The organism is Streptomyces sp. 35G-GA-8 (assembly GCF_023534745.1).
Classification (GTDB): Bacteria; Actinomycetota; Actinomycetes; order Streptomycetales; family Streptomycetaceae; genus Streptomyces.
Window position 1 is genome coordinate 326419 of record NZ_JAMHJQ010000006.1, and the last position, 20171, is coordinate 346589.

Genomic DNA, 20171 nt, shown 5'->3' on the forward strand with positions numbered 1-20171 from the left:
CGGCTACCCGGCCGCGACATAGAACGCCGAAGATCGCTCCGCGGGGCCGCCCGGGCCCCGCGGAGCGTGGGCCGGTGTGGTCTCCGGCCGGCGAAGCCCGTCGTCCTACTCCTCGTCGTCGCCCTCGAAGAAGTCACCGACCTCGTCCACGACTTCGGCCGCGACCATCCCGCCGACCACGCCGACGGCCAGCCCCGCGGCCCCGGCGGCGATCACGGTGCCCATACCGGGTCCTGAGCGGTGACCCTGCCCCTCGTCGTGGTGATGTTCGCCGTGGCCGTAGGAGTGGTTCCCACCGTGGTGCGTGTCATCGTGCCCGTGCCGACCGTACGAGCCGTACTCGGCTCGGCGTTCCACCAACTGACGCACCCAGCCGTCCACCTCGGCATACCAATTGACCTGTCCGACGTCGGAGTGGCTGACGGCGAAACGGGATACCGCGTCATGACCGCCGGAGAAGAGGCCGCCGCGCTTGTCGGCCTCCAGAACCACTTCCATGCCGCCGGGATGGGCGAGGAAGGTCACCTCGATCTCGTTCACCTGGTGCGCGTACCGCGCGGGAGGCGTGAGTTCGATCTCCTGGTAGAACGGGAGTTCCTGGCCGGTACCGCGGATCTGCCCGTACTCGAGATCCGCGGACTTGAACCCGAAGCCGAGCTGTCCCAGGGCTTCGAGTACCGCCTCCTGGGCCGGCAGGGGGCTTACGGAGAGCGGGTCGAGGTCACCCTTGTCCCTGGCGCCGGCCACGGACACCTCGGTGCGGACGCCGAGGGCGATCCACAGGGGATGGCCGTTCAGTTCGGTGACCGGGGTCTCCCAGGGCAGCGCCACACTGAACGGGATACTGCGTCGCTCGTCCCCCGCGAGACGGAAGTTGCCGCCCACGCCGAACCGGTCGAAGACGACCGTCCCGTCCGACTCCCCGCCGTCGTGCTCGACCTCGACCCGGGCCACAAGCTCCAGGGTGATGTGCTCGATCGTGAAGTCGGCGCCGCCGCCCGTCAGATGAACCTGCCCGGTCAACGCGCCACCGGGCAGCACCGCGTCCGCGTCGAGGACCGTGTCCACCGCGAGGCCACCCATGCCGAGTGAGCCGAGCAACCGCTTGAACACCATCGTCGCGTTCACTCCTTCTCTGTTGCGTGTCGTCCCTGAACCGCGGTCCGGTGCGCGGGAATCACGCGGAACGCACCGGACCGCGGCACATGATTACTTGGCGGAGGCGCCCAGCACGGCCAGGGCCTGCGCCCAGCGCGTGTACTTGAGATCGGCCAGATCGGCGACGGTCTTGACGCCGAACGCCTCCTGGAGCAGCTCCCCGTCCCGGTCCGAGACCCCCTTCAAGGCCGAGACAGGCGCGGCGAGGATCTCGGGCAGCGCCTTGTCCGCCCACGCCTTGTCCAGCATCTTGTCCAGGTCGATCGAAGCCACGAAAGCCCTCCCAGGGGAAATACGGATGAATGAGGAAACGCCCGACGTGCCTTGCCGGAGGGCAGCCGGAAGCCCGGTCGCCCGCGCAATATCTACAAGGCTGTAGAAGCATAGGCATGGGGCCGTGCTCCTGGGCGACGCCCGTGGCCGATCCGAGGAAACAAGTCCGAAAACCATCCGGTCGGGAGTCGCATCGCGCCCGAGCCGTGCGGGGTTACGGGGTGTTACGGGGTTCCTTCAAGGGTCCCGGACGCTTCGGGGGAGGGGAGGTCGCCGCTGCATGTGGTCCGGCCGAAGGCGCCGGTGGCGGTGGCGCGTTGGACATGCTTGCCGCGTACGGTCAGGGTGCAGCTGGCCGTGCCGCCCTTCTCGCCGAGGATGACGTTGACGATCGGGGAAGCGCCGAGCGGAACGCTCACGGTCTTCTTCCATGGCAGGCCGACGTTCGTGACCACGTCCGCCTTGTCGCCGTCGGCCCCGCGGTAGGAGATGTCGGCCGCGCCCTCGCCCAGTACTTCGTAGGTCACCTCGGCGGTAGGCGCCTCGGCCCGCTTGTCCGCCGACTTGTCCTCGGAGTCGAGGACCCCGTAGGTGACGAACGCGCCGCCGGCGAGCAGCAGGGTCGCGGCGACGGCGATGCCGCCGCGGATGATGCGGCGGCTGTCCGGAGCAGGGGAAACCCTTGTGGTGTCCGGGGTTTCGGGCTCTTCCAGTCCTGCCCGTTCTTCGGTCGTCGGCATGGCCGCGCTTTCTGTCGAGGGGAATTCGCCTGGGTTATACACCATGGGATTCGACGAATGCCAGGCATTGGAGAATTCGTGCAGGACAACCCCAATCGATATCAATCCGGACAGTAAAATGCCCTGAATGTCGTTACGGTTGACGGCGCATCGACTCTTTGTCGCAGAATCCCCCTGCCGTGATCGGCGCACCTCTGACGAGGCCCGGCGGCCGGCTCACCACGTCGTACCGGTACAGCCCATGGAGCGAGCGGACGTTGGCCCCCGCCGCCGATGCCGTTCGGAGAGGAACGCATGAATCATCTCGATGTCGTTCGGCTGCTCGGTCTCGCCGCCCCGGCGCGGGAGGAGGGCGAAGCGTACGGGCAGGTCGTGCCCGAGGACTTCGAGCTGCTGGTGAAAGGCTTGCCTCAGGGCGTGATCGCGGGCTCCGTCCTTCTCAACCGCTCCGATGTCCCCGTGCGCCACCTGGAGGACTTCACGGCGGACGTCGCGCTGCGCGTCGCGGACATACGGGATTCCCTGCTCGCCCGTGAGCAGGAGCTTCCCTGGCCGCTGTTCCCGCTGCCCGGCGGCATGCTGCCGTGGGGCCGCACCGCCCGTGACGGCGTGCTGCTGTGGGACACCACCGAAAACGACACCGCGCAGTGGACGACCGTCCTCACGGACGAGGATTTCCAGCTGTGGCTGGACCTTCCTTTCTCCGCTTCGGAGTTCGTCGCGCGGGCTCTTGTGGGACGCCCCGAGGGGATTCCCGCCTTCGAGACGTACGAGGAATACGAGTCGGGCTCCTTCTGGAATGTCGCGGACGACATGCGGGCCACGGCCACGGTGCTGGCGAACCGGGACATCGGGGCGACGGAGGAAATCGTCACCAAGATGCGGAGTCTCGGTGTGCCGGTTGTCCGGCAGTTGGCCGGAGAGCTGCTGGACCGGGCCGTGCAGGGGTCGTCCACCCCGCTCCCGGAGGACTACCTGGCGATCATGCGGGAATTCCCCGGCGGGGTCGTCGCGGGCGTGCGCGTATTTCCCGTCTTTCCCGTCGCGTACGCCGCCTGGCCGACCGAGGAACGGCAGTTCCTGCAATGGGGAGAACTGGAGGGCAAGGCGTTGGGCTGGCTCACCATGAAGAGCGATCCCCAGGACTGGCGCGTCGCCTGTATCGAACCGGACGGCACCGCGCCCACCCACCTGGAGGACCAGACCTTCGCCACGTTCCTGCGCCGCCGGCTCAAGGGCGACACCGTTTGTCCCACATACTGACGAAGCGGTGATGTGAGCGGGCAGAGCGACTGCGCCCCGTGGGCACAGGAGAAGCGAGCGGTCGTGGCGTCGAGGATCAGGCCGGTGAACGATCCGGGCCATCGGCCCGTACGGCCTCCCGATCACGACCCGAACGAGAGATCCTGGGCCTCGGGCGGGGGTGCGAGCACCATCGGCCAGTCGTCATAGGCCGCGAGCAGTTCGTCCGGTGGAACGTCCGGGCCCGCCAGGAAGACGGCGGTGCCCTCGGACAGTCGTACGGACGACTCCGGGGCGGCCGCGGTCCCCGCGCGCAGGATCACCACGGCCTCCGGGTCGATGGCCGACCGCCCGGGGAAGTCGGCGGGGTCCACGCCGACCGCGCGCAACGCGACCGGGTAGACGGCGACGTCGACCACCAACTGCCCGCCGTCGCGTGCGTGCTCGGCCCAGCCATCGGTCTGCGACAGGCAGGCCCAGCCGTTCACCTCGTGACAGTAGTCGCCGAGCCGGACCACGGCGCGCTCCCCGGGGGCGCCCTCGGGATCCACGAGGAGGACGACGACGGGCACGTCCGGTTCGTCGGGGTCGATGCCGGGACGCACATACAGCCGGGCCATCGAAGGCCTCCGCGGGAAGGTTCGGGTCGGATGGCCAACCAGTACAGCACAGGGGCAACCACACCCGGCAGCGAGCTCCCCCGGCGCGTTATGCCTGTTCCTCCTACTTGCGTCGGGAGGTGTTGATGCCGTCCAGGGTGCTGCACCCTCGCCAGACCGTGTTCGCGGGTCCGGGCGGGTTGAGGGTCAGGTCACCGGCGTCATCGTGTTCCAGGAAGAACCGGTAGTGCCGGAGGTCCTTGAGCGCGGACAGTGTGCGGGTCCAGTCGATGTCGCCCTTCCCGACGTCGACGAACCGGAACTTCCTGCCTCCCGCGCGGGTGCCCGCGGCCGCCGTACGGTTGCCGTTCGGGTCCCACTTGACGTCCTTGATGTGGAACGCGACGAATCGCTCCCCGTGCTTCTTGATCCACCAGTACGGGTCCTCGCCCGCGACCGTGACCCAGCCGAGGTCGACCTCGAACTTGACGTAGCGGGGGTCGGTGTACTCAAGCAAGGTGTTGTAGAGCGGGACGCCGTTCTCAAGGGCGAACTCACTGTCGTGGTTGTGGAAGAAGAAGCCGCCGAAGCCCTGCGAAACGGCGTGCTCGCCACACTCGTTGAACACTTCTGCCAGGGCCTTGAAGCTCTCGCGGGTATTCCCACCGGATCCAGCACCGGGGAAGCCGAACATGCTGCCGGTCCCGACATGGGGAAATCTGCCCAACGTCTGGGCGTCCTCGAAGATCTGCATCCTGCCGTCGTGGCTCAGCCACGGGTTCGGGAGGTTGGCTCCACGGGGGCCGAAGTGGTTGCTCACGATGCGCAGTCCGTGCGCTTGGATGATGGACCTGAGCTGGGCCGTCGTCTTCGTGTAGTAGTCACCGGCGAGTTCGAGTTCCCGGACACCGGCGTCGTGGACGGCTTCCAGGGCGATGTCGAGGTTCTTGTAGTCACTGCCGATCAACTGGCGGACGGTGAAGATCTGCAGACCTATGCGGTCGGCCGGAATCACGTTCGGTCCGCCACTGGGCCGGCCCTGCGGCGAGGACGTGAGGGCCGAGGCCGGACTCGCCTGGGCGGTGAGCGCTCCGGTGGCCAGTACGCCGGCACCGGCACCGAGTACGGCGCGACGACTCAACTCGTTGTCCACGGACTCTCCTTCTGTAGGGGCGCCGGCCCTGCGACCGTCGCTCTCCAGCGCTGCCGTGCCGACCATAGGGCGACGGCAGAACTTTCAACAAGAGTCCGGCAGAAGCCTGTAGAGCAGCATGCAAAAGTGGGCCGGTCGGCGGTGAAAAGTCGGATCGACATCGCCGAGGACGCGGCCGTCGGCACCGTGTGGTTCACTTCGACCATGCCCCAGTCCGTATCCGCGCCACGTGCGGCGGCTCATCGCGGCGCGGCGGCCACGGGCGGGTTTCCCGGACCCGGCTCCGGGGCTCCCGGCGCTGGGGAACTACTCCAACTGCTTCGCGACGGGCGGCCCCGGACCCGTGCTGAGCTGGCCAGACTCACCGGACTTGCCCGGTCCACCGTTAACATCCGCGTCGATGCCCTGCTCGCCAGCGGTCTGCTCGCTCCCTCGGGCAGGGCGGCCTCGACCGGTGGCCGCCCGCCGGCCAGGTTCGCCTTCAACCCACGGGCCCGGGTCGTTGTCGGCGCCGATCTCGGGGCGACCCATGGGAATGTCGCGCTGACCGATCTCACCGGCAGCCCCCTGTCCGAGGTTGCCGAGCGCGTCGACATCTCGGCAGGGCCGATCGCGGTCCTCGACTGGGTCGTCGCGACGATACGGCGGCTGCTCGACGAGGCGGACCGGGACGTCGAGGACCTGGCCGGCATCGGGATCGGCCTGCCCGGCCCGGTCGAGCATGCGAGCGGCAGGCCGATATGCCCGCCCATCATGCCGGGTTGGGACGGCTATGACGTCCCCGGACATGTGCGGCGGCACTGGGACGTTCCCGTGCTCGTCGACAACGACGTCAACCTCATGGCCCTCGGCGAGCACGTGACGGCCCATCCGGAGCTCGATCACCTCCTCTTCATCAAGGTCGCCACGGGAATCGGCGCCGGGATCATCAGTGGCCGTCGCCTGCTCCGAGGCGCGGTCGGGGCCGCCGGCGACCTCGGCCACGTGGCGGCCCCCCATGTCTCCGACGTCCTGTGCACGTGCGGCAACACCGGATGCCTTGAGGCCGTCGCGAGTGGCCGCGCGATCATCGAACATCTCACCGCGGTCGGGATGCCCGCCCTGACGAACAGTGATGTCGTCGCGCTCGTCCGCGACGGTAATACCGCTGCCACACAGGCTGTTCGGCAGGCCGGACGCAGGGTCGGCGAGATCATCGCGACGTGCGTGAGCCTGCTCAACCCCGAACTCGTCGTCATCGGCGGTTCACTCGCCCAGGCCGGCGAGAGTCTCATCGCCGGGGCGCGAGAGGCCGTCTACGGCCGCACGCACCCTCTCGCCACCGCGCGCCTCCAGATCGTGCCGGCGACGACCGGCATCCGATCCGGCGTCATCGGCGCGGCGGCGATGGCCATCCAGCACGCCCTCACCGCCGATCGACTCGACGCGGCACTCGCCGACACGTCATGGCCTCCGATCGCGGCCGGTGGATAAACCCGTTCTCCCATGACCCATCGCGTCGCCGACACCGTGGCGGCGACGGACGAGGCGGCACGCCCGGCACGCCCGGCACGAACGCCCGCCGCGTTGTCGGAGTCGTCCAAGTAGCCCCGCTGCATGGCCGAATCCGATCGCAGCCAGGGATTCCGCCGTAACGAATTGGTAACGCGCTGGAGTGTGTACGGCTAAGGTGGCACACGGACAACGCCTTCCGTCGCATGCCTTCCGTCGCGCGCTCCATGACCTGACTCGTCCCCAGCGTCAGCCCGCGTCGGCTTCTCACCCCTCGGCGCGGGTGTCGCTCCGTCTCCTGTGAAAGCGGGAATTCTCTGTGAGCACCCCCTACTCTCCCGATGGCGAGATGTCCCTGAAGGTCACGCGGCGGTCCGAGGCCGCCGACGGGGTCCTCGCCCTCACACTCGCCCGCCCGGAGGGCGGCCCGCTGCCGATGTGGCGGCCCGGCGCACACGTCGAACTGCGGCTCGGGGACGGCCTGGTCCGGCACTACTCGCTGTGCGGCGACCCCGCCGACCGCTCGGGCTGGCGGATCGCTGTGCTGCTCGCCCCGGAGAGCCGCGGGGGCTCGGCGTACGTGCACGACAAGCTGCACACGGGAGTGTCCGTCCGGGTCGCCGGGCCGCGGGAGAACTTCGTCTTCCGGCCTGCCGCGCGCTGCCTGTTCGTGGCCGGCGGGATCGGGATCACCCCGCTGCTGCCGATGGTCGCCTCGGCCGAGGCAGCCGGGGTGGAGTGGCGGTTGCTGTACGGCGGGCGGAGCCTCGCCTCCATGGCCTTTCTGGACGAACTGGCCGTCTACGGGGACGCGGTGCGTGTCGTGCCGCAGGACCTGCTGGGGCTGCCCGACCTCGACGAGTACCTCGGGACGCCGGACGAGCGGACGATGGTCTACTGCTGCGGCCCCGCACCGATGCTCGCCGCCGTGGCGGACCGCTGCCGGCCCTGGCCCGCCGGGACCCTCCAGGTCGAGCGGTTCCAGGCCGCCGAACTCCTTTCGCCCGTAAGGGAGTCGGCATTCGACGTGGTCCTGTCCCGCTCGGATCTCACGCTGCGGGTACCTGCGGAGCGCAGCATTCTCGAAGTGGCCCGTGAGGCCGGGGCCCCGGTCCTCAGCTCCTGCGCGGAGGGCATCTGCGGGACGTGCGAGACGGAAGTACTGGAGGGCGAACCCGACCACCGGGACTCCGTACTCGGCCCGGAGGAGCGGGAATCCGGCGAGACGATGATGATCTGTGTATCCCGCGCCCGTGGCCCGCGGCTGGTTCTCGATCTGTGACAGCGGTGCCATCGGCATCCCGCCCGTCCGCTCGGAGCCCGCCAGAGGCAGGCAATCCGCACGCCGCCCGCCCCGGAGACAGGCGAGGCATGGCGGCGCATCGAGTCCTTCTTCGACATCCATCTGACACCACCGCCGGCCCCCGGGGACGTATGGCGCATGCCGCACGCCCGGGAAGCTCCCGGCACGACCAGGCGCCCGCCCTATGGGCGTTCACTTCACACGAGAGCGGATCTCATGAGCACCACACCGGCAGAGCGGGAAACCCGGACGGCGGAGACGAGGACGGGGGAGGAGAAGGGGTGGCATGTCGATGACCGCTGTATGAACTGCAACATCGCCAGGGCGTACGCCCCCGGCATGATCGGCTACACCGAAGGCGGCCAGTACGGCGGTCTGTCGACGGTCGTCCGCCAGCCGGAAACCGAGGCCGACGTGGAGAAGATGTACCTGGCGGCGCACGCCTGCCCGACCCGTTCCGTCCACCCCCCTGCCGGTGTCCTCTCCTCCGACTCGGACCCCTACCCCGTAGCCCTGGACGACAAGGGCATCGTCCACCTGTGCGGGCACGCCTCACCGCAGACCTTCGGCGCTACGTCCTACCTCCTGCGCCGCCCGGACGGGACCGCGATGATGATCGACACCCCGCGGTGGCGGCCCGCACTCGCCCGCCGCTACGAGCGGAAGGTCGGCAAGATCACCGACGTCCTGATCACCCACCTCGATCATGTGGCGCATGCCCGCGCGTACGCCGACGCCTTCCAGGCCCGGCTCTGGATCCACGAGGGGGACCTGCACTCCCTGCCCGACGCCGACCACGTCATCCGTGGCAGGGAACCGGTCGAGATCGGCCCCGGCGTCATCGCCCACCCCTTCCCCGGGCACACCGAGGGCAGCACCCTGTTCATCGCGGACGACACGTTCTGCTTCACAGGAGACGCATTCTTCTGGTCCAACTCCCAGCAGACCCTTGAAGTGGCGCACAGCGTCGTCTACGACTCGATCAGGACGCTCGCCGCGTCGGTCGCGCGTGGGGCGGAGGAGTTGACCTTCGAGTGGGTGCTGCCGGGCCACGGCGACCTGCACCACCTGCCGGCCGACGAGATGCGGGAGCGGATGCGCGGTCTCGGCCGACGCGCCGCGACCTACCCCGCCGAGCCCATCGATTACGGGGCCGTCCGCTACTGACCGTTCGTACGCCCCCGCTCCGGCGGGGGCGTACCCGGGCCGGGCTGTCCGTCAGGCGGCCCGCCGGGGCACCCGCGCGGCCTCCCGCCGGGCCGACGCCGAGGCCGGACCGCGGCCCGTGCGCGGGGTGCCGTCGTCGAGATGGATGGTGCGGGTGGCGAGCCGGGTGAGGGCCGGCCGGTGGGTGGTCATGACCGCCGTGCGACTCTCGACCAGGTGGCCGAGCGCGCGCACGACAAGATCTTCGGCGGCGTTGTCCAGTCCCGTGGTGGGTTCGTCGAGCAGCACCACCGGGGCGTCGGCGAGCAGGGCGCGGGCGATGCCGACGCGTTGGCGCTGGCCGCCGGAGAGTCCGGCGCCTCGGTCGGCGAGCCGGGTGCCCAGGCCATCGGGCAGGCGTTCGGTGAACTCGGTGACCAGGGCCGCCTCCGCCGCCCGGGCGACCTCGTGCGGGCCGGCGTCGGGGCGGGCGTAGCTGATGTTGTCGGCGATGGTGCCGGAGAACAGGAACGTGTCCTGCAGCACGACTGCGATCTGGCGGTGCAGCCAGATGGTGGGGATGTCGGCGAGGGGGAGTCCGTCGAGGAGCAGGTGGCCGCGGGTGGGCGCGTAGAGGCCGGCGATGAGGGAGAGCACGGTGGATTTGCCGGAGCCGTTGGGTCCGAGCAGCGCGAGGTGTTCGCCGGGGTGGACGGTGAGGTCGAAGTGGTGCAGGACGGGGCCGCGGCCGTAGTCGAGAGTGATGTCGCGCAGGTCGATGCGGCCGGTGGCGCGGGCGGGCATGCGCCGGTGTGGTGCCGGGGGCGGGGGTGGCTGGTCGAGGATGGCGGCGACACGTTCCGCGGAGGCCGCGCCCTGGGGGAAGGTGATCGAAAGGCGGGACATCGATCGCATGGGCTTGATCATGTCCTTGAGGTAGCTGGTCACCACGACCAGCAGCCCGACGCTCCACCAGTGGTTCACGACACCGAGGCCGCCCGCCCACAGCAGCGCCGCGGTGGCCACCGCGGCGGCGGCTTCGAGCAGCGGAGTGAATCGGGCCCGCAGTTCGACACTGCGCAGGCCGGCGCTGAGGGTGGTGCTGTTACTGGTGGCGAAATGCGCGTCATGCAGGTCCTGACGGCCGAAGGCATGGATGGTGCGGATGCCTTGAAGGGATTCGGTGACGAAGGTGGCGAGATGTCCTTCGGCCGCGCGCTGCCGCCGTTCCGTCTGGCGGGTCAACCGGGTGTAGCGGGCGGCCGTGAGGAATATCAGCGGGGCGCCGCCGATCGCGATCAACCCCAGGCGCCAGTCGACGGAGAGGATGACCGTGGCGTAGCCCGCGAGGGCCAGCAGTCCGGGCAGAAGTGTGGAGAACAGGTCGACCAGAGCGTCCTGGATCCGGCTGGTGTCGATCGCGATGCGGCTGGTCTGTTCCCCGACCGCTTGCCGGTCGTGGTAGCTCATGGGGAGCCGTTGCATGTGGGCGAAGACATCCGTGCGGATCTCCGCCGTGATCCGCTCTCCGGCGCTGTTCATCACACGGTCACCGAGGTAGTCGAACGTCCCCGAGGCGAGGGTGATCAGCAGCAATGCGGCGGCGGCTACGCTCAGCATGGCCAGCGGGGACGAGCCCACGATGTTCGTGAGCCAGGTCAGCGGGCCGCTGGAGCGGCCCTTGAGAACGTTGTCGATGACCAGCGCCAGCGGCCAGGGTGCCGCCAGGTCGGCGATCAGTTCTCCGATGCGCAGTCCCACGCCGAGCAGGAGCGTGCCCAGGTGCGGGCGACCGTAGGAACGGAATCGCCACAGGTATCGCATCATTCCCACGTCGGCTCTGCGGTCCTTCATCTGCCCACCTCCGCGGTCAGATCCGCGCGGGCGGCGTCTTTGAGGGCCGTGTTGCTCGCGCCGGGGCGTATGCCGTGCTCGGCCATGGCGGTCAGCACCACCGGCGCGAGTCCGGGGTCGGCACGCGTGATGGCGGACAGCATCCGGGAGAACCGGCGGCGCTGTTTCAAGGCGTCCCTGGTCAGCCGGGCGGTACCGGCCCCGGCCGACTCCATGCCGCGCAGCAGCGCCGCATCGAAGCGCGCCGCGTCGGCACCCGTGGCGATGACCCGCTCACGAGCGGACCAGCACGCCGATGCCCACACGGTGCCGTCGGCGTGCGGGTCCTGGTCCCGCCCGCCCACGAAGTGCGCCATTGTCCACCGGGGCCGCAGTTTGCGGCGCCGAGGGTCCCACTCGGCGATGGCCCCGCGGTGCCAGCCGTAGATGTCCGCGGTGCCCAGCAGGATGGCGGTGAGGACATCTGCCGTGCCCTCGTCCAGGGCGATCTTCCGGTTGGTCTGCTGCGCCGGGGGGCGCAGCCGGTTGAGCCGGAAGTCCGCGGTGTGCCGGCACAGATGATGGCCGACCTCGTGACAGATGATCGCGGCGTTGTGCGCGGGGGCGCGGAAATACCGGCCGCCACCCAGTGTCGGGAGGAATCCGGCGCCGCCCCCGAGGTGGACCTCACCCGCACGACTGAGAGTGGCGGGCTCGTCCGTGAGCGACGACCGGGGAAGCCGGTAATGCCCTCCGCGCCAGCGGCGGGGCTGGTCGTGCATACCGATTCTGACCAGCAGGTGAGGGAGAGGATGGCCGAGCAGGGCCGAAGCGAACCGCAGGGCACGCTGGACGTGGAAGGCCGTATTGGTCACACCGAACGCCCGGGCCTGCCGGTCCGATTCGGCGTCGGCCAGGGGGCCGCCACCGGCCGAGGGGTCGAACATCAACGTGGAGCTGTCGAACAGCCGCCCGCCGCGCTCGTCACGGATCGTGGCCTCGGGCAGTACCACTTCGGTCGGCCGCAGCTCAAGGACGTCCAGGGCGGCTTCACGCAACTGCCCGGGCCAGGGACGTCCGTCAGGTATGTAGACGATCACTGGGATCATGGGGCATCATCCCTGGACAGCGGCGTCGGCGAAGGGTCCCGCCGTGGCGACGGTCTCCCCGACCGGTGCGCGCACCAGGTCCACGGCGGCGCCGTTCGCAAGCTGTGGCGGGGACAGGACCGGCAGTCCCGTGGCCGCGTGTGCTTCCTGGGAGGCAAGGGGGCTGGCGGTGACCAGACCACTCACCATGCGGACCGGGACCCCCAGTCCCCGCAGGATCGTCACCCCGGCCGCCGCGTCCAGCGCGTTGGCCGCCGCCAGTACGACGCCGTGGGCGAATCCGGGCAGGCACTCGGCAAGCGCCCGTGTCTCGGACTGCAACAGCCCGTCGGCGATCTCCAGGACGACCGCGTCCGCACCGTCGTCGACCAGGGCATCGCGTATGGCGACCATCGTGGTCCGCAGCCGCTCGACCGGATAGCCGAATGTGGAGGACATACCGAAGTCGAGGAATTCGGCCACGGTGCTGGCGCCCGCGTCGATGTACGTCCAGCGGTCCTTGCCGCTGCCGGAACCGGTGACCTTGCCCGCACCGGCAGCCAGTCCGGCTCGCGTCCAGCCGCTCACCATGGCCGACGCCGTCGTGGTCTTGCCCGCGTTCATCGACGAGCCGAGGACGACCAGAGTGCCCCACTCCGGCGCCGTGTGCGGCGACGGCGTCCGCGCGTAGTGTTCCAGCGACAGTGGCATCCCGGACCGGTCGTTGAGTGTGCCGATCACCTGCAACTCGGTCGGCTGCTGCCGTCGCGCATGCGCCGAGGCGACCGTTCCCACAAGGCCGCCCGCCGTGAGCAGATGAACATGGGGCCCGGTCGGCAGGTAACCCTCGTAGAAGTCCGTGGCATACCGGTTGCCGTATGCACCCACCATGATGTCGCCGCAGTAGAGACGGACGCGCCGACCATGGACATCCTCCAGATGGTCGAGCTCGCCCAGGTGGGCCACGGTGGCGACCACAAGATCCCCGAGCTGCGGCTCGCGAACCGACCCACCGGGCACGGTCGCGTCCCGGTCGTTGATTCTGCGAGTCACATAGCCCCACTTGGCCCCAGCGAAATCTCTCATCACAGATCCTCATCCGGTGCGGATCGGGCCCGTGCCGGCGCCCGAACGGGTGTCGTCCATTCGAATCGCTCATCCCATGTTCGGTGCTCCCGAGAGCGATCGCATTGTGGCGGCGACCCCGGCGGGCGCCCCGGCGGTGCCCGTGCTGGCCGATACGGCTTGAGGATCCGGAGAAGTCCCAGGAGACGCACACTGCCCGTGGCCACCTGATCGGCTCAATACGGGATGCGGGGCCGGCGTGTGGACCGGATCCTGTGCATCGCTGGTCGGCCTTCAACGACCGGCGTGATCGAGACCCCTGCCGGGCCGGCCCGGCAGGGGTGCCTCGGAGAGGGCGATCTCGGGTTCCCGCTGATCGGAAACTTGGTTGTACAACAGTCGCAGCGCGTCGGCCGAGGCGCTGTCGTTGGGTGTATAGACCTCAAGCCGGTGGTCCGTGCTGTCGGGCTGGAGCCACACCTGGTAGTCGACCTCGACCCCTCCGACGGTCGGGTGGTGCAGGCGCATGGTGCCCACGGTGCAGTCCGCGACGTCGCCCTTCGCCCAGAGCGTGGCGAAGTCTCCGCTCTGCATGGCGAGTTCACCGATCAGTTCGGCCAACCGGGCGTCGGTGGGGTACCTGCCCGCGGTGAGCCGCAGATAGGCGACATGGATGCGAGCGAGTTCATCCCAGTTTCGGTGCAGGTCACGGGTGAGGGGGTCCAGGAAGAACATCCGGGGGATGGACGGCCGTCGCGCGAGATCGTGAGGCGCGTCGAAGTCGACGTGTTCTGCGACGAGGGCGTTTCCGGCGCGGTTCCAGGCCAGCACGTCGCCGCGGCGACCGAGCACGACAGCCGGCGTGGTGCCACCCAGGGACGCGAGGAGCGCCAGTACTCGTGGGTGCGGTCTCTCATGCCGGGGACGGACCAGGCGTGATGTGGCGGGCTGACGGGCGAGGTTGTGCAGGTGGGCCGACTCGGCCGGATCGAGCTGGAGCGCGTTGGCGAGCGCGTCGAGGACCTGTTGGGAGGGTGTACCGGCCTGACCTTGTTCCAGCCGCGTGTAGTAGCCGGCGCTCACACCGGCGAGCTGCGCGAGCTCCTCACGACGCAGGCCCGATACGCGGCGGGCGATGCCGTAGGTGTGCAGTCCGACGTCGGCGGGCGTGACCCGGCCGCGGCGGCTCTTGAGATATGCCCCCAGGCTCTCCAGCTCCATGACTGTGAGCGTAGGCGCGACGGTCCGTGTCTGGGTGTCCCTGTGAGGTGTACCCATGACACGGGTCTGGTTGCCGAGCGGCCGGCACACCATCGTCAGCGGCATGAATGATCAGCGTGTTTCTCACTCACCCGGTCCCCGGGAGTGGCTCGGTCTGCTGGTGGTACTCGGGCCCGTACTGCTCGTCGCGATGGATGGTTCGGTCCTGTTCCTGGCCATGCCCAAGGTCGCCGAGGAGCTGTCGCCGACTGCCGATCAGGCGTTGTGGATCCTGGATGTCTACGGATTCGCCGTCGGGTCGTTGCTCATCGCGTTCGGCAACATCGGCGATCGGTACGGCCGGCTGAAGTTGCTGATGACAGGCGCGGCGGCGTTCGGCGTCGGCTCGGCGGGAGCGGCGTTCGCATCGGGGCCGGAACTGCTGATCGCCTTCCGGGCGCTGATGGGCGTGGCCGGTGCCACGCTGCTGCCGTCGGCGCTGGCGGTACTCGGCGAACTGTTCACCGACCCACGTCGGCGAGCACAGGCGATCGGGATCTTCGCGGCCACCTTCGCCGGCGGGTTCGCGATCGGCCCGGTCATCGGCGGACAACTGCTGAGCAGGTTCTGGTGGGGATCGGTCTTCCTGATCAATCTCCCTGTTGTCCTGCTGTTCCTGGTTCTTGCCCCGATCCTGCTCCGTGAGGTGCGCGCCACCCGAAGAGGCCGCATCGATGTCTTGAGCGTTCCGCTCTCCGCCGCGGGCATTCTGCTGACCGTCTACGCGATCAAGCACGCTGCGGTGGAGGGGCCGGGCGCGACGGCGGTGGGCACGGGGATCGTCGGCATCGTCACCCTGGGGTGGTTCGCCCGGCGGCAACTGCGCCTTGAGTTCCCGCTGATCGACTTCCGTCTCTTCCGCGACCGGGTGTTCACGATCGCGGCCATCACCGGGCTTCTGCCTCTGGCGGCATGGTCGGCGGTGGCCTACCTCGGCGGCATTTATCTCCAGTCCGTTCTCGGGATGCCCGTCCTGGACGCGGCCCTGGTCGCGCTCCCCGGCGCCGCTGTGCTCACCGTCACCTGCATCGTCACACCGGCACTGGTCACACGTATCGGCACCCGCGCGGCGCTCATCACCTGCCACTTCTTCATCGCCGCAGGTCTGCTCCTGCTGTTGCCCACCAACGTCTCCGGCGGGATCGGTTGGTATGTAGCGTCCACCGTCATCGCCGGCATCGGCTACGGCATCTCCTTCAGCGTTGTCGCCGACACCGCCGTCGCCGCGGTTCCCGCGGAACGTGCCGGCTCCGCGGCAGCGATCGCCGAGACCAGCAACGAGATCGGCAACGCCCTCGGCATCGCACTCCTCGGCTCGCTGGCCGCCCTCATCTTCCGGCTCCAGGGACCTGACCTCGCCGACACCCTCAATGAGACACTCCAGCTCCCCGGCCTCACGCCCGCCGAGATCGGCGACGCGAAGACGGCCTTCGTCACGGGTCTGCACGCCGCGGCCGTCATCGCGGGCATCCTGCACGGCGCACTCGGTGCATTTGCCCTGCGCCGGATTCCGAGAACCTTCCTCGGCACAGGTGACGCGGGCACGAAGCCTTCGTCCCAGGACGCGGCCGAGGGAAGCGGCGTCCGATAACCCATGCCACAACACCAGCAGGTTCTTCGTCTCTTGTAGTACACGAACGCTGTGGCTACTGGCTACGAAGGATGTGCGCCGGGCGATCGACGGCACGTACACGCACGCACAAGTACGGGGCTCTCGGCACGATGAGCGCCCGGATGCCGGAGGCCACCGTCCGTATCGCGCCGCGGGAGAGCGGGCCGCTCTCCCGCGGACGCGAGGACCGCCGGCTGATTGGGGCCTGCCGCATGCCACGGCCGGCCATCCTTTACCACGCGACGATGCCTCCGGCGAGGCGCATCCCGGCGCTGCCACATGCTGAACCACCGTGGCCGGTCAGTCCGCGGCCGCGTCCAGGTCCGACCACGCGTCGTCAGTCAGGTCGTCGGCGATCCAGAGCGCGGCCGACGTGACCTCGGCTGAGGAACGGAAGCCCGCGACCACACCGGCCACGACCGGGTCGCGCAGCGGGAAACGGACGGCGGCGTGGGGAAGGACGGTACCGTGCCGGGCGCAGACCTCGGCGAGGCGCCGGGCGCGGCGCAGCACCGCTTCGGGGGCGGGGCCGTAGTCGAAGAAGGCGTCGTCGGGAGGGTGGGGCCGGCTGAGCAGACCGGAGTTGAATGGCGCCGCGGCGACCACCGAGACGCCTCGCTCCGCGCACGCGTCCAGCAACGGGCGAGCGGTTCGGTCGAGCAGAGTCCACCGGCCCGCCACCATCACGGCGTCCACATCCGCTTCGGCGACGACCCGCAGCAGCGGGGCGACGGCGTTCATGCCGACGCCGACCGCGCCGATGACGCCTTGGTCGCGCAACGCCGCCAGGGCGGGCAGGGCCTGGTCGAGGGCGGCGTCCACGTGATCGTCGGGATCATGGACGTACACGATGTCCACCCGGTCCAGCCCGAGCCGGATCAGGCTGCCCTCCAGGCTCCGCAGCACGCCGTCCCGTGAGTAGTCGGGACGGCGGATCAGCGTGTCCGGTACGGCGAAGCCCCCTGCTGCCAGGTCGGATCCGGTGGGCGCGGGATGGGGTTCCAGCAGGCGGCCGACCTTGGTGGAGACGGTGAACTCCGCCCGCGGCCGGTGGGCGAGGGCCGCGCCGAGCCGTCGTTCGGACAGGCCGAGGCCGTAGTGCGGGGCGGTGTCGTAGTAACGGACACCGGCGTCCCAGGCGGCGTCGACCGCGGCCAGGGCCTGGTTCTCGTCGAGGGGGGTGTAGAGGTTGCCGATGGGGGCGGCGCCGAAGCCCAGGGGGCTGACGCGGACACGCGTACGACCCAGACCGCGGGCGGTCATGCGGTGGGCCCGATCCCGTACCAGCGTGCGGCCGTCGTGCCGAAGACCGCCTCGCGCTCCTCGGTGCTCAGTGGGCCGGTGAGTGTCTCTGCCAGGGTCAGGACGTCGTCGTAGCCGGCCGCGAGCAGGCAGACCGGCCAGTCCGAGCCGTACATCAGGCGATCGGGGCCGATCACCGCGAGCAGGAGGTCAGTGTAGGGGCGCAGCTCATCGGCGGGTGCGTCCGCGGTGCGGGTGACCAGGCCGGACAGTTTCACGGCGACGTTGGGGGAGTCGGCCAACTCGGTCAGGAGTTTGCTCCACGCTTCCAGTTCGCCGGCGCCGACGACCGGATTGCCGGCGTGGTCCAGGACGAACCGGACGTCCGGGAGCGCGCGTACGGTCCGGACGGCGGCGGCCAGTTGGTCCGGGCGGATGAGCAGGTCGTATACCAGGCCCGCCGCTCCGACCGCCTCGATACCGCGGCGGACCTCGGGACGCGCCGCCCAGTCCGGATCGGCCTCGTCCTGGATGCCGTGCCGGATGCCGACGAGCGCGGAACCCCCGGGCCGCTCACACAGTTCCGCCAGGCGGTCGGTGATCCCCGGGTCGGTCAGGCTCGTCCAGCCGACGACCGCCCGGACGTGCGGGTCCTCGGTCGCCAGGGCGAGCAGTTCCGGTGTCTCCTCCGGTACGGCGATGGTCTGTACGACGACCGTGGCGTCGATGGCGTTCCGGTCCAGCGCGGGCCGCAACTCCGCGGCGGTGAAGCTCCGGCGCAGGGCGGGGAGGTCGCGCGTCCACGGCTGGTCGCGTACGGCGAGGTCCCACAGATGGTGATGAGCGTCGATGCGCACCATTGGTTCCTTGGGTCGGTGGACGGATGGTCGGGCCGGGGTCCGTGAGGGGCGGGGTACGGGACACGGCCCCTCACGGGGGTCCGGATCGCGACGAGGGGGCGGCGCGGCTGCTTCTCCGACGGAGAAGCGTGGCCTCAGTCGAGGTGGAAGACCTCCTCGGCCTCGGCCCACCACTGGCCTTCGGCCACGCTGTCCAGTGGCCGCTGGCATGGGTCGGTCAGCGCCCACCACTCGCGGGTGACCGCGTCGGCGGCGATCTGCGCGGTGTCGGCGGCGTAGTCCGTGCCGGTGTACTCGAGATAGCTGAACAGCAGGCCGTCCCGCAGGAAGATGGAGTAGTTGCCGATGTTGGCCCGCTTGAGGGCGGCGAGCACGCCCGGCCACGCGGCGGCGTGCAGGGCGCGGTACTCCGGCTCCTTCTCGGGCCGAAGCCGGATCACGGCGGCGAAGCGCTGCATCCCGCTCAGCCCTCCTTCCGCAGCCGCAGTCCGTCCATACCGCCGTCCACCGCCAGCGCGCTGCCTGTGGTGGAGCCGGCGGCAGGGGAGGCCAAGTAGGCTACGGCCGCGGCGACTTCGTCGGCGCTGACCAATCGGCCGTGCGGCTGCCGGGCCGCGAGCGCCGCGTGTTCGGCCGCCGGGTCGTCCGCCTGGTCAAGGAGTCGGCCGACCCAAGGAGTGTCGGCGGTGCCGGGGGTGACGGCGTTGACGCGGATGCCCTCCGGCAGCAGGTCGGCGGCCATCGCCCGGGTCAGCGACAGCACCGCGCCCTTGCTGGCCGAGTACAGGGCGCGCCGCGGCAGGCCCGCGGTCGCCGCGATCGAGCTGATGTTGACGACCGCCGCGTGGGCGGAGGCGCGCAGTGCGGGCAGCGCGGCCCGGGTGACCCGCACCAGCCCGAGGACGTTGATGTCCAGCACCCGGTGCCACTCGTCGTCGGCGTTGTCCTCGATGCCGCCCTGCGCGCCGATCCCGGCGTTGTTGATCAGCACGTCAAGACCGCCGAGGGCCCGTACGGCCTCCCCGACAGCGGCCACGACCGAAGCATCGTCGCCGATGTCGGCCCGGACGCACGCGGTGAAGCGGGGTGCCGCCTCGGCCACGTCGAGTACGGCCACCCGCGCCCCCTCGGCCGCGAGCAGCCGGGCGGTGGCCAGGCCGATGCCGGAGGCGCCGCCGGTGACCAGGGCGCTGAGTCCGTCGAACGTACCCATGTCAGGCCTGCCCGAAGGTCTGGCGCTGGCGGCCGAGGCCGTCGATCTCCACTTCCACGACATCTCCCGCTCGTAGGTAGGGCTCGCCGGGCAGGCCCAGGGCGACGCCCGCGGGAGTGCCTGTGTTGATGACGTCACCGGGTCGCAGCACCATGAAGTGGCTCAGATACCGGATCAGTTGGTGCACGCCGAAGATCATGTCGGAGGTGTTGCTGTTCTGGCGCGGCTCGCCGTTGACGGAGAGCCGCAGGCCGAGTGTCTGCGGGTCGGGCACCTCGTCCGCGGTGAGCAGCCAGGGGCCCAGTGGATTGAACGTCTCGCAGTTCTTGCCCTTGTCCCACTGGCCGCCGCGTTCGAGCTGGAACTCGCGCTCGGAGATGTCGTTGCTGATCGCGTAGCCGGCCACGCACCCGGCGGCGGCTGCTTCGTCGGGCAGGTAGCGGGCCTCGCGGCCGATGACGACGGCGAGTTCGACCTCGTAGTCGGTCTTCAGGGAGCGGCGCGGGATCAGGACCTGGTCGTCGGGGCCGACCACCGTGTCAGGGGTCTTGAGGAAGACGATCGGTTCCCCGGGGACGGCGGCGCCGGTCTCCGCCGCGTGCTGCCGGTAGTTGAGCCCGATGCAGACGATCTTCCCGATGCCGCTCAACGGTGCCCCGAACCGTTCCGGTGATTCGACCACCGGCAGCGTGTCGATGTCGACGCCCTCCAGGACCGTGGGAAGTGTGCCGGGCGTCAGGTCGCCGATGACGGGGCGCAGGTCGCGCCACGTTCCGTCGGCTCCGGATATCAGGGGGCGTTCGGCTCCCGCCGTGCCGTGCCGTGCCAGTCTCATTGAGGTCTCTCCCACAGGTGTGCTCCGGAGCGGACGTGCGCTCAAGAAGCAGGTGTGC

19 protein-coding genes are annotated in these 20171 nt (G+C 69.9%); 5 read left to right on the forward strand and 14 right to left on the reverse strand.

Going from position 1 to position 20171, the window contains the following annotated elements; genetic code table 11:
* Positions 1-105: 105 nt before the first annotated feature.
* The 3 genes from M1203_RS15670 to M1203_RS15680 all read right to left on the reverse strand — a co-directional run bounded on the left by M1203_RS15670 (position 106) and on the right by M1203_RS15680 (position 2171).
* Positions 106-1116, reverse strand: coding sequence for a sporulation protein (locus M1203_RS15670; RefSeq protein ID WP_249950300.1), 1011 nt, complete (start codon positions 1114-1116; stop codon positions 106-108).
* Positions 1117-1209: 93 nt separating this feature from the next.
* On the reverse strand, positions 1210-1431 hold the full coding sequence (locus M1203_RS15675) for a hypothetical protein (protein WP_249950301.1): 222 nt from the start codon (positions 1429-1431) through the stop codon (positions 1210-1212).
* A gap of 224 nt (positions 1432-1655) precedes the next feature.
* Entirely contained in the window at positions 1656-2171 is a 516-nt protein-coding gene (locus M1203_RS15680) for an MmpS family transport accessory protein (RefSeq protein ID WP_249950302.1), read from the reverse strand.
* 294 nt (positions 2172-2465) lie between these two features.
* Here M1203_RS15680 and M1203_RS15685 point away from each other — a divergent pair, with 294 nt between their 5' ends.
* On the forward strand, positions 2466-3434 hold the full coding sequence (locus M1203_RS15685) for a hypothetical protein (RefSeq protein WP_249950303.1): 969 nt from the start codon (positions 2466-2468) through the stop codon (positions 3432-3434).
* Between the two features lie 122 nt (positions 3435-3556).
* Here the strand turns inward: M1203_RS15685 and M1203_RS15690 are convergent, their stop codons facing one another.
* Both M1203_RS15690 and M1203_RS15695 read right to left on the reverse strand, forming a co-directional pair.
* The gene (locus tag M1203_RS15690) at positions 3557-4033 is read right to left on the reverse strand and encodes a hypothetical protein (RefSeq protein ID WP_249950304.1); all 477 of its coding nucleotides are present in this window, start codon (positions 4031-4033) and stop codon (positions 3557-3559) included.
* Between the two features lie 103 nt (positions 4034-4136).
* The gene (locus M1203_RS15695; RefSeq protein WP_249950305.1) at positions 4137-5165 is read right to left on the reverse strand and encodes a sugar phosphate isomerase/epimerase; all 1029 of its coding nucleotides are present in this window, start codon (positions 5163-5165) and stop codon (positions 4137-4139) included.
* 126 nt (positions 5166-5291) lie between these two features.
* On the opposite strand from M1203_RS15695, the gene M1203_RS15700 reads away from it, so the two are divergent.
* The 3 genes from M1203_RS15700 to M1203_RS15710 all read left to right on the forward strand — a co-directional run bounded on the left by M1203_RS15700 (position 5292) and on the right by M1203_RS15710 (position 9126).
* Entirely contained in the window at positions 5292-6638 is a 1347-nt protein-coding gene (locus tag M1203_RS15700; RefSeq protein WP_249950306.1) for an ROK family transcriptional regulator, read from the forward strand.
* Between the two features lie 337 nt (positions 6639-6975).
* Complete coding sequence (locus M1203_RS15705; protein WP_249950307.1) at positions 6976-7938, forward strand: PDR/VanB family oxidoreductase; 963 nt, start codon at positions 6976-6978, stop codon at positions 7936-7938.
* Between the two features lie 237 nt (positions 7939-8175).
* Positions 8176-9126, forward strand: coding sequence for an MBL fold metallo-hydrolase (locus M1203_RS15710; protein WP_249950308.1), 951 nt, complete (start codon positions 8176-8178; stop codon positions 9124-9126).
* A gap of 51 nt (positions 9127-9177) precedes the next feature.
* Here the strand turns inward: M1203_RS15710 and M1203_RS15715 are convergent, their stop codons facing one another.
* From M1203_RS15715 to M1203_RS15730, 4 genes are all read right to left on the reverse strand, one after another.
* Complete coding sequence (locus M1203_RS15715; RefSeq protein ID WP_249950309.1) at positions 9178-10959, reverse strand: ABC transporter ATP-binding protein; 1782 nt, start codon at positions 10957-10959, stop codon at positions 9178-9180.
* Positions 10956-12047, reverse strand: a complete 1092-nt coding sequence (locus M1203_RS15720) for a hypothetical protein (protein ID WP_249950310.1) — start codon at positions 12045-12047, stop codon at positions 10956-10958. Before M1203_RS15720 ends, M1203_RS15715 begins: the two co-directional genes overlap by 4 nt.
* A gap of 6 nt (positions 12048-12053) precedes the next feature.
* Positions 12054-13112, reverse strand: a complete 1059-nt coding sequence (locus M1203_RS15725) for a DUF1611 domain-containing protein (RefSeq protein ID WP_249950311.1) — start codon at positions 13110-13112, stop codon at positions 12054-12056.
* 273 nt (positions 13113-13385) lie between these two features.
* A complete protein-coding gene (locus M1203_RS15730) occupies positions 13386-14312 on the reverse strand; it encodes a helix-turn-helix transcriptional regulator (protein ID WP_249950312.1) in 927 nt (308 codons plus the stop codon).
* Between the two features lie 103 nt (positions 14313-14415).
* Here M1203_RS15730 and M1203_RS15735 point away from each other — a divergent pair, with 103 nt between their 5' ends.
* Entirely contained in the window at positions 14416-15942 is a 1527-nt protein-coding gene (locus M1203_RS15735) for an MFS transporter (protein WP_249950313.1), read from the forward strand.
* Positions 15943-16263: 321 nt separating this feature from the next.
* Here the strand turns inward: M1203_RS15735 and M1203_RS15740 are convergent, their stop codons facing one another.
* The 5 genes from M1203_RS15740 to M1203_RS15760 all read right to left on the reverse strand — a co-directional run bounded on the left by M1203_RS15740 (position 16264) and on the right by M1203_RS15760 (position 20113).
* On the reverse strand, positions 16264-17226 hold the full coding sequence (locus M1203_RS15740) for an aldo/keto reductase (protein ID WP_249950314.1): 963 nt from the start codon (positions 17224-17226) through the stop codon (positions 16264-16266).
* Positions 17223-18062 (reverse strand): amidohydrolase, encoded by an 840-nt coding sequence (locus M1203_RS15745; protein ID WP_249950315.1) that lies wholly within the window; start codon positions 18060-18062, stop codon positions 17223-17225. The genes M1203_RS15740 and M1203_RS15745 overlap by 4 nt, the downstream gene beginning before the upstream one ends.
* A 137-nt stretch (positions 18063-18199) precedes the next feature.
* Positions 18200-18523, reverse strand: a complete 324-nt coding sequence (locus M1203_RS15750; protein WP_249950316.1) for an L-rhamnose mutarotase — start codon at positions 18521-18523, stop codon at positions 18200-18202.
* Positions 18524-18528: 5 nt separating this feature from the next.
* Positions 18529-19278 (reverse strand): SDR family NAD(P)-dependent oxidoreductase, encoded by a 750-nt coding sequence (locus M1203_RS15755; protein ID WP_249950317.1) that lies wholly within the window; start codon positions 19276-19278, stop codon positions 18529-18531.
* 1 nt (position 19279) lies between these two features.
* A complete protein-coding gene (locus M1203_RS15760; protein ID WP_249950318.1) occupies positions 19280-20113 on the reverse strand; it encodes a fumarylacetoacetate hydrolase family protein in 834 nt (277 codons plus the stop codon).
* Between the last annotated feature and the right edge of the window lie 58 nt (positions 20114-20171).